This window comes from Chitinispirillales bacterium ANBcel5 (assembly GCA_029688955.1).
In the GTDB taxonomy this organism is placed as follows: Bacteria; Fibrobacterota; Chitinivibrionia; order Chitinivibrionales; family Chitinispirillaceae; genus Cellulosispirillum; species Cellulosispirillum alkaliphilum.
The window spans coordinates 17,776-32,479 of the sequence record JARUKZ010000023.1; the positions used below are offsets into that span (position 1 = coordinate 17,776).

A 14,704-nucleotide genomic window follows, 5' to 3' on the forward strand; every position below is an offset into this window, starting at 1 on the left:
ACCTTGAGGAGTTACAACATGAGACAGCTCTTACTGTTTTTGCTCTGCTCACTTGTTTTATTTAGCATATCATGTAGAAATCCTCAAGATCCCATGGAACGTGCCTCGTTCAATTTATACCTGTATGATGAAGAAAGCCCGATTATTGCCGGTGAACCTTTTACGGTCATAATGGATCTGGAGGGTGGTAACTACATTGAGCGGTTCACTGTTGAATTTGGGGACTCAAGAGACCCTGAAACTATTGATACGCTTAGCACTGATGACTGGGATGAAAACCTACCGCTGACCCTCACCTACGATTCGGCCGATACCTATACACTCTTAATAACAGTTGAATTTCTACGCAATGTGCGAAGAGAGGCAGAGCTTGATTTGAAAGTTTATCCTGGTTACAGTATTATATACAACAGCTCCGACCACGATTCCGGCGATGTACCTCAAAATACCATGCGCTACAAAGCCGGCGAGAGTGCAACAGTCCTTGGTAATAGCGGCGGGCTCACAAGAGAGGGGTTTGAGTTTTTTGGATGGAGTACTGATAGCGACTCCTCCTCCGCGATAGTTAAAGCAGGAGACACGCTTATCATAGACGAGGAGGATATATACCTCTATGCCCGGTGGGCTAAGGTAAGCGTAACAGACAGTTTCACGGTAAGATTTGACCATAATTACGATTCGTTAGTCACCACACAGATTGTTGCTGATGGAGCGATTTTAGAAAAACCCTCCGAGCCTCAAAAAAGAAAGGGCTATACTTTTGAAGGGTGGTACAGTGATCAGAGTATGAATGAGGAGTGGAATTTTAAAGAAGAAGTAATAATCAGCGACACTACCCTTTTTGCCTACTGGAATGTTGTTACCTACGAAATCTCTTACACTCTTAACAACGGAAGCAACCACGACGATAATCCCAGGTTCTACACTATAGAATCTGAAGCTATATCACTAAAGAATGCATCAAGAGAGGGTTTTAGTTTTCTTGGGTGGTTTGTGGATTCGGTAAGGATATCACAGATAGAGAGTGGTTCAACGGGTGACCTGACATTAGAGGCAAAGTGGACAGAAGACCCGGTATTTTTTATTGCCTATCATGGAAACGGCAATACTGGCGGCAGCGCTCCCGACACAGCACTTTATGAAGAGGGGGCAGAGGTTACTATGGCCGGAGCAGGTAGCCTTACCCGCACGGGACATCAATTCGTGGGCTGGAATACCGATCCGGATGGAGAAGGCGACTCCTTTGATCCCAATGACACATTTGAGATGGGAGCTGATGACCTCATAGTACATGCGCAGTGGGAGCCAAAAGTGTACACCGTTTCGTTTGATAGCAATGGTGGTTCAGAAGTAGACTCACAGAGAGTTAATCATGGAGAGAATGCAGAAGAGCCAGATGTACCGCAGAGGGAAGGGTACCGTTTCAGTGGATGGTACAGAGACAGAAGCCTTACCGCTTTATTTGATTTTCAGGAAATCGCGATAGAACATGATCGTACAATCTATGCAAAGTGGACACCACTTCCCAATACCGTTAACTTTGATGCCAATGATGGCTCAGGGAGTATGGATCCTCAGACTATTGCCACCGACCAAACAGCACCTCTTGACTCAAACCAGTTTAGCCGTGCAGGGTACACCTTTAACGGTTGGAATACCGAACCTGATGGCAGTGGTGAATCTTATGAGGATGAAGCAGAGTTTACCATGGGAACAGAGGGGGTAATCCTCTATGCTCAATGGAATGCAAATAATAATACTTTAAGGTTCGATACCAATGGGGGAAGCGGCGTAATGGATCCGCAGATTATTGCCACTGACCAAACAGTACCGCTTGACTCCAACCGGTTTAACCGTACAGGTTATAGCTTTGATGGTTGGAATACCGAAACCGATGGCAGTGGTGTATCTTATGAGGATGAAGCAGAGTTTACCATGGGAGCAGAGGATGTAATCCTCTACGCCCAGTGGAATGTCAAGCAATACACGATCACTTTTAACAGTAAGGGTGGTACTGAGGTCGATTCTATGACTCAGGATTTTGGTACTGCAGTTAGCGCCCCTGATGACCCGGAACGTGCGGGTTATGCCTTTGAAGGTTGGGAGCCTGAGCTTCCTGAGACCATGCCTGCTGAGAATATTAAGCATACCGCCCAATGGAGTGCAAACGAAAACACCATAACGTTCAATGCTAATGGGGGAAGTGGCGTAATGGATCCGCAGATACTTGCCACCGACCAAACAACACCTCTTGACTCAAACCAGTTTAGCCGTACAGGTCACACTTTTGATGGTTGGAATACCGAAACCGATGGTAGCGGTGATGCTTATGAGGATGGAGCAGAGTTTATCATGGGAACAGAGGGGCTAACACTCTATGCTCAATGGCAGATAAACCAGTACACGATCACTTTTGACAGTAATGGTGGCACTGAAATCGATCCAATAACTCAGGACTTTGGCACGGATATAACCACACCGGAAGAGCCCACCCGTGAGGGGTATTTTTTTAAAGGGTGGGAACCTGAACTGCCTGATACTATGCCGGCAGAGAATAGAACACTAACTGCCCGATGGGGGCATCCGATGGTGCTTGTCTTTAACACAGAGCTATCGCCAGGAACAACTATAGCACTTCCCCTAAATGGTGATGTGAATGTTGTAGTTGATTGGGGTGATGGCAATAGAGATACAATTCGCAGTAGAGGCGATTATGATCACACATATAACGATGAAAATGAATACGAAGTGTCAATTATAGGTGAGCTGACCCACTATGGTCGGATAGGTTCAAGTAACGTGCCAAGTTATAGTAAATTGCGTAAGGTAACAAACTTTGGTGATCTTGGTATTACCTCTTTACATGGAGCATTCCGGGGCGCAGAAAACCTTGAGGAAGTACCGAATTTTTTGCCAGAGAGTGTTACTGATATGAGGTCCATGTTTGCGGAAGCCACCTCCTTTAACCAGGACATCGGGTCGTGGGATGTCTCCAGTGTTACCAATATGGCTTATATGTTTTCTGGTGCCTGGAGATTTAACCAGGACATCGGGTCGTGGGATGTCTCCAGTGTTACCAATATGGCTTATATGTTTTCTGGTGCCTGGAGATTTAACCAGGACATCGGGGCGTGGGATGTCTCCAGTGTAACCAATATGGCTTATATGTTTTATCGGCACTTATCATTTAACCAGGATATCGGCTCATGGGATGTCTCCAGTGTAACCAATATGGCTTATATGTTTTATGGTGCCTGGACATTTAACCAGAATATCGGCTCGTGGAATGTCTCCAGTGTTACCACAATGGAGGAAATGTTCAGTGGTGCCACCTCCTTTGACCAGAATATCGGGCGGTGGGATGTTTCCAATGTCAATAGTATGCTTGGCATGTTTAACAGAGCTGAATCCTTTAACCAAAATATAGCGTCGTGGGATGTGTCAAGGGTTACCAATGTGGCGTCTATGTTTGCAAGTGCCACTTCCTTTAACCAGGATATCGGGGAGTGGAATGTCTCCGGTGTAACAAATATGGCGGGAATGTTTTCTTATGCCTCTTCCTTTGACCAGGATATCAGTTTATGGGATGTTTCAAGTGTCACCGATATGGAAGAAATGTTTGCAGGAGCCACCTCCTTTAACCAGGATATCGGGTCGTGGAACGTGTCAAATGTTACCAATATGAGAATTGTGTTTTTTGGTGCCACCTCCTTTAACCAGGATATCGGATCGTGGGATGTTTCAAGTGTCACAGATATGTCTGGTATGTTTTACGGTGCCACCTCCTTTGACCAGAATACCGGAAATTGGGATGTGTCAAGTGTCACCATGATGGACTGGATGTTTGAAGGAGTTACCCTTTCTGTAGAAAACTATGATGCCCTGCTTAATGGGTGGGCAACTCAAGATCTTCAGAGTGGAGTGCGCTTTGGTGTTGGAAACAGCCAGTACTCTTCAGATGCAGCAGATGCACGAAATATACTTGAAAACGATTTTAATTGGGCTATTACAGATGGTGGTTTAGCGGAATAATAAACAAAGCTTTCCCTGGCCTCATACGCAGAAGCTATCGCTACGGAGGTCACATTCTTTCCTCAGCCTTATCGGTAAAATCAACGAATATCCCGCACTTTCAGCGCTTGGAATCTTTTTTGCGCCAGCACCCGGGGCTGCGCCAGAAGACTGGCTTACCCCGGGCTATCATATGCCGCGCTTTCAGCGCTTAAGAGGAGAGATCAAGACACCATCAGCCAGGGTAGGAAACCCATCGCTGATAGAGGAAAACCTTTCATGTTATTATAATGCCAGTGCCGATCAATTTACGCCTGAAAATGTCGCTATAATACCCCAAAGGGGTTTACTATATTAGCCCCAGGTTTCTCTACTTGGGGCTATCTGGTATCTTCTAAGGCAGTAAGGATTTTGGGATGCCTGGACTAATCTGTGAATTTCCATATCTTTATCGTATATTAGAACAGTCACGCCTCTCGACTACGCTTGAGGAACTGCTTAAGGGCATTGTCAATAATACCCAGCTGAGGTGTAGATACATTCCTTCATTCCAAATTCCAAATTCCTCCCGCGATCATAGCCCAAGGGTCCCCCCAAACGGGTCCTTCCACGCTTTCATCATTGACGCCCGGGGGTGACCCAGTCTATCGCCTTTAGCCCCAAAAAATCTTTCCTTTTATCTATAATTAGTAATTTTGGTATCGCCTTTACCCCCATCAAATTCTCAGATAGTTGCACTCAATTTAAACACGGAAGGAAAAATTGTGGTGAGTGAAAATATGGCTGGTTATATGGGGGAACCTCAGTTATGGGAAAATGTAGTTGTGTGGCAAAACTACAATGATAGAAACATGTGGAAAGCTGAAGTTGAAAATGATCAGAGCAGTATCTCTATCAACCGCAATAGAAACATACCAGCCGCTCAGAGATCAATTTCAAATAACACTGTCTATGATTTGTCTGGCAGGAAGATAGATAAAAGAAGTGCTTCGGGTGTGTTTCTTAAAACCGGACAGAGTAAAAGTATAAAAATAAGAGCAGTAAAATAGCACCTATTTATGATCATTCATTGATTGCCAAGGTGCTTTAGAGGGCTACCTTTTGCCCTGCTTGTGCAAACATCATCCTACATTTATCAAAACTGCTGCTTTCTTTGCCTATGCAAAACTGTATATACATTCCTTGTGCAGATAAAATCAAGACCATTTTTGAATCTGCAAAATGTATGAGTAAAATTCGAATCAAGCATTGATATATCGTGCAAAATCTGGTACTCTGCTTTTTCTCAACAATCCATTGAACTTCTCACAATCGCAGATTTTTACACTCTAAACTCTCGTTTTCTTACCATTACATTCTTATCTTTCGGCTATATTTATATACTGACTGTTTTAAGGTATTGAACATTTTGGACCGATTTGGAAGATGTTTTATGTTTTTTTTAGAAACTTGAGTGTGAATGTAGTAGTTTAATTTAAAAAGTAATGTACTTAGAATGGGAGTATGGTATGTACTCAAATGCCGGGGCAAAAATGGTGAAAAGGTTAACAATTGTTCTGTTACTGCTACATTTTAATGTCTTTTCTGGAAATGAAATATGCGAGCTTGTGTTTGAGAGTTGTCCTGAAAATTTTCATGGTGATACAATCGATGTTCCTGCCAGTGTTGTGGCACTTTCTGCCGGTATACAGGCATGTGATATTTTGCAGGTAGAAGAAGGAATGATCAGAGATACAACTCCACCGGCTATCATGTTTATTATTGACCACTCAGGTTCGATGATGTATCACTACAGTCAGTTACCCGATTACCCCATGGATCCAATGGGTACCAGGTACACTGTGACCCGGGATTTAATTGATACTCTTCACAGAACAATTCCTGATGCTGAGGTGGGGATTGCGATATTTGGTGAACATCTCTTTTTAGATTCCGATAACCATCCTCATGTACAGCAAATGGGAACCAGAAGTTTTCCTACCGCCTCATATATGCCCTTAATGAGATTAGATCAAACCTACGGTAGCGACACTACTGCTATGCTTGGGTATGAGATACTGATGGATCTTATTGAGGTGGAAATGAAGGATACTGCTCATGATGGGTTTTCATATCAGTTTGCCGATTTAATTTATCAACCGGAATTTGATATGCCCAAATCTACCAATATAAACAGTGGTTTTGATGCTGCCAAGGATGCCTTCAGGAATACCGATATACCAACAGATAATCAGTTTGTAATATTTCTTTCAGATGGAGAGGCTAACCGTCCCAGATGGGGAAATGAGTGGGAGCATGTGGAGGGAGTAGATGTTCCTACCACCTTTACCGTATTTTTCACTAATGATGAACAACCGCCAAACTCACTAATAGAAATGACAGAAAATATTAGAAACAGTGAATACACAGCAAATAATTTCTACAGCGACATATGGGCTATACAAACTGAGTATAATGTTTTAATGGATCTGTTGAAAGATCAGGTAATGCGGCCCTTTCTTAGTGTAGAATCCGGTTTCCCCTATGATTTCGTTTATAATGACAGGCCCTACGTAAGGCGTACTGATGACGGGGAGTTTTTCTGGGAAGAGCGGTATCCACTGCACCCCCAAAAAACCACGTTAAATTTAGAGATAAGTTATGAAATAGAAAACCCTGAAACCGGGGAAATTAATGATACTACTTACATATCCACTATATACTTGAATCGTATGGAAGATATCGGTATGCCCGATGGTTTCAGTATCACTTGCTGGGATCGACCTCAGTTAAGTGTCAGATATGAAGGCTCAAGAATAAATATGGTAAGAGAGTACATGGATACACTTGAACTTTTTTTCGACCCAGGAACAGAAAAACACTCACAAGTTCAGGTTCAGGTGAAAACAATTGAAACTGAGAGTGATCTGGAAGTGTTTGACCTTGTAGAGCAGGAGGATGGAACATGGCTGGTCAGATTCAGACGTTTGGTAAGTGAGAATCCTGTGGTGGATGATGGAGTTCTGCAGCACAAATTGTCCGACAGCATTATTGTTGAGTATCGTAACCCTGATATCCCTCTTGACACCATTCGTCTGGCGCTTCCCTTTGAACTCAGCCGCATAATCGAAATCAACAGAGCCGTTTACTATGATAACAGTGCAGATGGGTTTATCGATAGTATTTTTATATCCACCAGTCACTCTTTAACAGATGAAGAGGCTGATCATTTTGCCTCTCAATTCATACTCCCGGCTTATCGGGGATTTAAAGTAGATTCTGTCTCTTCTGTAGGGGGTGGAGTAGCGCTTCATGTGAGGGAAGAGGGCGGTACAATGCCACGGACAGGTATCACTGAAGCTGATCAGGTTGTTGTAATAGGTGGGTGGATGCCAAATGGGGGGCTTATCGAATCATCTGTTATAAAAGTGGAAGACATGGTAGCACCTGTCATTTTAAGTGCTCAGTTTATTTCCGATGGCTCTATCACAGATACTTTAATTGTCACCTTTTCTGAACAGGTCCAAAACATTTCTGATAATGAACCCTTTCTGTTGAGTACTTCTGAAAATCAACAATACTACTTAGTGCTTGATTCTGCAGCAACTACCGACAACATCGTTTTCAGATTTCCTGTAACTAACATTAGAAATGTTACATTTGTGAATAACAACGACTCTATATGGATCAATTTTATTTCCGATATCAGGGATGAAGCTTCAAATTATCAGCGTAACCCCTTAAACAGAAGAGTTTTGCTGAATGTGAAAATAAAACCATATAATCTGGTTGCCCGGGTGATCAACAATCCCTACGAGCCTTCGCGATCACAAATACCTCAATTTATCAGAGCACTCGATCCAACACTTTCTCTGTACGGGCAGGTGGTGATTATCGAGCCTGAGGAGACACTTAGAAGAAATGTTACCCTCAAAGGCAAAGCTTTCATTTATGATGTGGTTAAAAACCCAGTACTAACCGATATCGAACTGTTAGCCGATGAGAGTCAAAACAGGTTGTATCTGGTGTGGGATGGAAGAAACAGTAACGGTCGCAAAGTTGGTAGTGGTACATACCAGGCTGTTTTTCAAATCAACGATAATCAGGGATTGAATGAAAGGAAAACCGTGCGGATCGGAGTGAGGCAATAAGTTATGTAAGCTGCATACGGCAATTTATGCTGTTTACATAACTTATTTTTGGGAGACAAAAACTGCTTTAATTCCATGTAGATTATTCACCCCATTATAATTCATGTATCTAACTGAAACAATATCAATGAGATAAGCTTTTTGTAGATGCTTTTAAGCTGATGGTGGGGTGTACACACCTCAGATTTTAGTTCAAAAAAGAGGGTGTATGTATGTAAGTTGTTGATATGAAATAAAATAAAAATTTGGACAGGAATTTGCTTGTTAAATAAACACCATTTACTATGCAAAATTTTACCTAAAGAGAAAAGTTGAGCACAAAACTAACCACAGACTTGTTAAGGTTCATAAAAATAGTGATACTTTTTTCAACGAAAAGAGTGCACATAACATAGTTAAACATAGAATACTGTTCTGTTTTTTTATAATTTATCTGAATATAGTAGATATATTTACGGGTAAGTAAGAGAAAACAATTTTTGTGTGGTCATTTGAGACAACACCTTGTGGTAAAAACACCTATTTTAGCCTGTTTGGGAGCTTTATGCCGGGAGTAGGTGGTGTTGATATTTAAAAGGCTTTAATTGCATAGTTAATATAGTATAGAGTCTGCAACCGACAGAAGTGTACGTGCAAGGTTGAAAGGGTAAAGATGATTAAAGCTGCATTACTAGCTCTGTTTTGTCTGAGTTTAAACGTTTTATCCGGAAACGAACTCTGCGAAATTGTTTTTGAGGGGTGTCCTGAGGATTTCCATGGTGATACCGTTGATGTTCCAACCAGTGTTGTAGCGCTTTCGGCAGGAATACGGGCATGTGACCTACTCGAGGTGGAGGAGGGGATGGTAAGAGATACCAACCCACCAGCCATCATGTTTGTAATAGATCACTCCGGCTCAATGATGTATCATTACTGGCAGTATCCCGATTATCCTATGGATCCAATGGGAACCAGGTACACCGTTACCCGGGATCTTATTGATACACTACACAGAACCATACCTGATGCAGAGGTGGGTATAGCCATATTTGGTGAACACCTCTACTTAGACTCCGACAATCATCCCTTTGTACAGCAAATGGGGTCCCCGGAGTTTCCTACCGCTTCCTATATGCCTCTTTTAAGACTGAATGAATCGTATGGTGCTGGCCCACATGCCAGGCTGGGATACGAAATTTTAATGGAACTGCTTGAAACAGAGGTAAAGGATACCAGTTATATACAAGGTGAAATTATTTATAATGACGATGGTGAAGCAGTAGATACTATTCTTCATTACTATGAACACGAATTTGTGGATTTGGTCTATCAACCCGAATTTACTATGCCCAAATCTACTAATATTAACAGCGGCTTTGATGCTGCTAAAGAGGCATTTGGAAATACCGATATTCCACTTGATGACCGTTTTGTAATATTTTTATCTGATGGCGAAGCCAACCGGCCCAGGGGAAGTGAATGGGAACACGTGCAGGGAGTAGATGTCCCGACCACATTTACCGTCTTTTTTACTAAAGATGAACAGGCTCCCCCTTCTCTCATAGAAATGACAGAAAATATTAGAAACAGCGGGTATACAAGAAAAAATGTTCTTAGCGATATCTGGGCTGTACAGACTGAATATGATCTGCTAATGAATCTGTTAAAAGATCAGATCATGCGCCCCTTTCTAAATGTAGTATCCGGTATACCACAAAATTTAATTCTTAATGACAGCCCCTATTTAAGTCGTACTGAGTACGGTGAGTTTCTTTTTGCCAGTCGTTACCCGCTGGAGCCATCAAAGACCAGGCTGAACTTGGAAATTAGTTATAAACTGGAGCATTTTAAAACCGGGGAGACAAAAGATACAACCTATATTTCTACTATTTACCTAAACCGTACAGATGATGCTGAAATGCCTAATGGTTTCAGTATTAATTGTTGGGACCGGTCCCATATGAGTGTACGGTACCAGGGCTCAAGGGTCAATGTGGTGCGAGAGTATATGGATACCCTTGAAGTGGTATTTGATCCCGGAACACAGGAACCCTCTCAGGTAGAGGTTACGGTGAGCAATTTTAAAGAACAGGTTGATCTTGAAGTCTTTGACCTTAAAGAACAGGATGATGGTACATGGTTGGTTAGATTCAGACGTGAAATTAGTGAGACTGTTCCTGATGATGGGATTCTTCAGCATAGATTCTCTGACAGTCTGTTTGTTGTTTACCGTAACCCGGATCTTCCACTGGACACCATTCGGCTATCGCTTCCTTTCGATCTGAGTCGTCAGATTGAAATCGACAGAGCCGCGTACTATGACAACAGTGCCGACGGATTCATCGACAGCATTTTCGTTTCAGTTAACCATTCTTTAACAGATCAGGAAGCAGATTCTGTTGCATCCAAACTACTGTTACCCTCGTTTCGTAACTTTGAATTGGACTCAGTTTCTTCGGTAGGGGGTGGGATAGCTCTTCATGTGAGGGAAATGCGGGGTGAAAAACCAAAAACAAGTGTAAGGGACGCTGATCAGATAGTGGTGACAGGTGGTGTAATCCCCAATGGTGGGTTGATACAATCTGCTGTTATTGATGTGGAAGATATGATAGCCCCGGTGATCTTAAATGCGCGATTTTTAACAGATGGTACCATAACGGATACGCTGGTAATTTCCTTTTCAGAGCAGATACATACTCCCTCAGATAATCAGCCCTTTAGACTGAGCACCTCTCAGGGTGAGCAGTACCATTTACTGCTCGATCCTGCTAATACCGAAGATAATGTTGTTTTCAGGTTCCCCGTAACTGATATTGTAAATGTGTTGGATGTAAGCAGTAATGATTCTATATGGATCGATTTCTCTTCAGATGTTATAGATATAGAGGGAAATTATCAGCGCAACCCTTTAAACAGAAGAGTTTTAATGCAGGTAAAAAGTAAGCCGTACGCTGTTGTTGTCAGAGTGATAAACAATCCATTCCAACCCTCTAAATCTAAAGTACCTCAATTTATTAGAGCTCTTGATCCAGAGCTTCCTGCGTATGGTCAGGTTGTGGTTATTGAACCGGAAGAGCCTCTTAGAAGACAAGTTACACTTGGGGGTAAAGCAAGTATTTATGATGTGGTAAAAAACCCTGTAGTATCTGATGTAAGGCTTATACCTGATAATGATAATACACGACTGTATCTGGTTTGGGATGGAAGAAACAGTAATGGTCGGGTAGTTGGTACCGGAACGTATCAGGCTGTGTTACAAATCAGTGATGATAGAGAATTGGATGAAAGGAAAAATGTGAGGATCGGAGTCAGACGATGAACCAAATACGAACACAGGTAGTAACTATTTGTGTGTTGTTGGGTATATGTGCTGTTTTTGTTGTTAATGCTGATAAACTCTGTGAGGCAAGAGTGGATTGTCCATTATACTGGGACAGAGACACTGTTCGTGTTGCAGAGGATGTTGTAGTCCTTTCAGCACAGTTTGATCACTGTTCACCCGATTCGATACATGAAGGCGGTGGCTTTATACCCGGACAAACTGACACCGTTTCGGTGTTTTTTGTTATAGATCAGTCGGGAAGTATGGCTATTATGGATTCAACCAATGAACGTTACCGGCTTACAAGAGCGCTTATAGATACAATCTATGAGCGCTCTCCTGCTTCAGAAGTAGGGGTTGCAGTGTTTGCGAATCAGCTTCTGCACAGTCATGAGGATGATCCCTTTTATGTGCAGCTTAATCAAAAAGGCGATTGGCATGATTCCTATGTTCCGCTGACCCGGTTAAATGACTCTGTTGGGGAAATAACGGGTCGCGAAAAGGTAAAATCATCAATCGAACTCTCGGATACAGAACGGGATATCAGAGGGCTTTTTAAGCTGGTAAATGGTAATTATGACAATACCGGCAGATCTACTTACTTGGGAGAAGTCTTCAGTGGCTCCACTGATATCACGTTGGGCTTTGAAGCAGCTCGTGAGGCCTTTAAAACTGCTGCAAACCCACCCGATAGACAGTTTATAATATTTCTCTCTGATGGTGAAGCACAAAATGTAGACGACGAGAGGGAAGAATATATTTTTGACTATATCGCCGGAGATGGATTGCCTACTACATTTACCGCTTTCTTTGTTAATGTACGTCAACCCATACCTGAATCGCTTCAGGATATGACTGAAAACATACGGCAAAACGATTACTCCTCTTCAAATCCCAGAAGCAGTATTTGGCTTCAGTCAAGCAATCAGGAGGGGTTGATAGACAATTTTCTCACAGAACTGTCTCCCTGGATTGAACCGGATATGGGCTATTACAGAAGCACACCAGTAGCAATGACCATAAACGGGGTTGACGCACTCTCGTTTGATGACAATGATGCCCATTTTTCCCAACCATTTTTCCCTTTGCAGGGCAAGTATACTCAAATGGATATTAGTTATACCTACGAGTTTGAGACTACTTCACCTCCATTCCAAAGAACGCGGGAATTCTCTGTTGTAGTAAAACAGAGTGAAAATCCCGATGTGGAGACTGTTACCTGCTGGTCCAGGGACAGCATTGGGGTATATCACAGGGGTAATAAAATCTACACCGTTGAAGAAGCGATGAAAAACCTTGAAGTACGATACTACCCTTTGTGGGAGGAAAAGGATAGTGTTGACTTATTGGTTAAAAATTCTTCCAGCACCGATTCACTTACCTTAAATCTTTTTAACAGAGGAAGCTACTGGTCTGGTGAATTCGCCAGGGAATATGGTCCTCCTAAAGACGACAATATTCTCCAAACAGAATCAGGAGACAGTCTGATTATTATTTATCGCAACCCTGTTCTACCTCTTGATACAATACGAACGGCTCTTCCCATTGTACCTCAACGGGATTTGGAAGTTAAGGAGGCCTATTATCTGGATACAAAAGGAGATGGTCATCCTGATGTCATTAAGATAATTCAGAGTACAGAACGTCTAAATGCTCAGGAGTGCTCTTTAATTGTAGAATCTCTGTCCCTTAGAACAGATAGAAACATAACAATAGAATCGGTAACCAGTGATCCTGATGGTTTTCTTGTGAATATAACAAGCAATGATTCAGTGCCTTTTACCGGATTGTATCCAGGGGAAAGATTATTTGTAAGCAGAACAGAAATGCCTTCAGGCGGTTTCTTTCCGCATACAGAAGTTGCTATTGCTGACAGTATGGCTCCTGTAATTGTTGAAGCGATATATTATGATGTCGAAGGCGCAACTGATACTCTTGTAGTTACCTTTTCTGAGCATATAGAAGATATTGATACAGAACAGCCATTTGTTTTTGAACAAAACGCTCAGCAATATATTCAGCATGTTAAGCAGAGGGAAAGAGAAGGGAAAACTGTTACTTTTACTGTGCTTTCTTCTGTCGCAGCATTATCTCCTCAGGCAGGAGATTCGGTGAGAATAAATACCGAGAGTCCTGTAAGCGATACAATTGAAAACCTTCAGCGTAATCCAATGAACAGAAACGTAATGCTTGATTACAGGATCTATCACAGTGCAGTGAATGCGTATTACTATGACCAAAGCAGAGATGGATTTATTGATCTGATAAGTATTACGACCGATAGGAAACTTGATAGCCTTACGCTTCAGGATTTCATATCCTCCATTACGCTCCCGGCTCACCGCGAATTTAGCTTTTCAGATGAAGATGTGGTTTTAACAGATTCAGGTTTTACAATAAAAGTAAAACAGGGTGATGTGGAACCACAAACAGGGGTAGATTCAAAAGATGTACTCTCTGTAGCAGAACTGAGAACAGAACGTGGTGTAATAATAAGTGAAGCAAATATAAGCATAAAAGATCGAATGGCGCCTATTATAACAGACGCTCTTTTTATCCCTTCCGATGATGACGATGAACTTAAAGACACCCTGGTTTTACAATTTTCTGAAGAAGTAGAGACCTCTTTTTCTCTTTCTCCATTCACATTCTTTGACAGTGAAGGTGAACAATACACCATGGATTTGAAATTTGAGTATAAAAATTCAGAAGGGGGATATGTTTTCAGTGTTATTGAGATAATTGGTACGCCGTTTCCAGCGTTGTCTGATTCCATAACTATCGACCCGTCATCAAATATTACCGATAGAGCGCAAAATGTGCAGGACTCTTCAAGCAGAATATCTCCTTTAACTGTACAGCCTCATCCTCAGGACTTTAGATTACTTGTTTACCCTAATCCTTTCTTTCCAGGGAAATCCGATATCCCTGAATCTGTACGACAGAATTATGGATTAAATAACAGAAATGGTATTGTCGCGATTGTTGAACCACTATCCAGAGCATCCATTGTAAGTGGCATAAAAGCGCAATTTACTGTGTATGATGCGCTTGGAAATGTAGTTGATAAAGGAGAGGGGACGGTCGGCACCGAAAACAGAGTTTATCATATATGGAATGCCAGAAGAAACAACAGACAGAGCGTAGGTACAGGTACTTATTTGATAATAGTTGAAATAACTGATCTTTTTGAACAAAGCTCGGTAAAATCAGCAAAAGTCGGTGTGATCAATAATTGAGAACTAAGAAACTGCAGAAGGTG

At 42.0% G+C, this 14,704-nt stretch carries 5 protein-coding genes; all 5 read left to right on the top strand.

The window, feature by feature from the left end:
- Positions 1–18 precede the first annotated feature (18 nt).
- The 5 genes from QA601_12600 (at position 19) to QA601_12620 (ending at position 14,681) form a co-directional block, all read left to right on the top strand.
- On the top strand, positions 19–4,032 hold the full coding sequence (locus QA601_12600; protein ID MDG5815923.1) for a BspA family leucine-rich repeat surface protein: 4,014 nt from the start codon (positions 19–21) through the stop codon (positions 4,030–4,032).
- Positions 4,033–4,775: 743 nt separating this feature from the next.
- Entirely contained in the window at positions 4,776–5,060 is a 285-nt protein-coding gene (locus QA601_12605; GenBank protein MDG5815924.1) for a hypothetical protein, read from the top strand.
- A gap of 459 nt (positions 5,061–5,519) precedes the next feature.
- On the top strand, positions 5,520–8,141 hold the full coding sequence (locus QA601_12610) for a hypothetical protein (protein ID MDG5815925.1): 2,622 nt from the start codon (positions 5,520–5,522) through the stop codon (positions 8,139–8,141).
- Positions 8,142–8,793: 652 nt separating this feature from the next.
- On the top strand, positions 8,794–11,439 hold the full coding sequence (locus tag QA601_12615; GenBank protein ID MDG5815926.1) for a hypothetical protein: 2,646 nt from the start codon (positions 8,794–8,796) through the stop codon (positions 11,437–11,439).
- Positions 11,436–14,681 carry a hypothetical protein gene (locus tag QA601_12620; GenBank protein ID MDG5815927.1) on the top strand — a complete coding sequence of 1,082 codons (3,246 nt, stop codon included), beginning with the start codon at positions 11,436–11,438 and terminating at the stop codon, positions 14,679–14,681. Before QA601_12615 ends, QA601_12620 begins: the two co-directional genes overlap by 4 nt.
- The last annotated feature ends 23 nt before the right edge of the window (positions 14,682–14,704 follow it).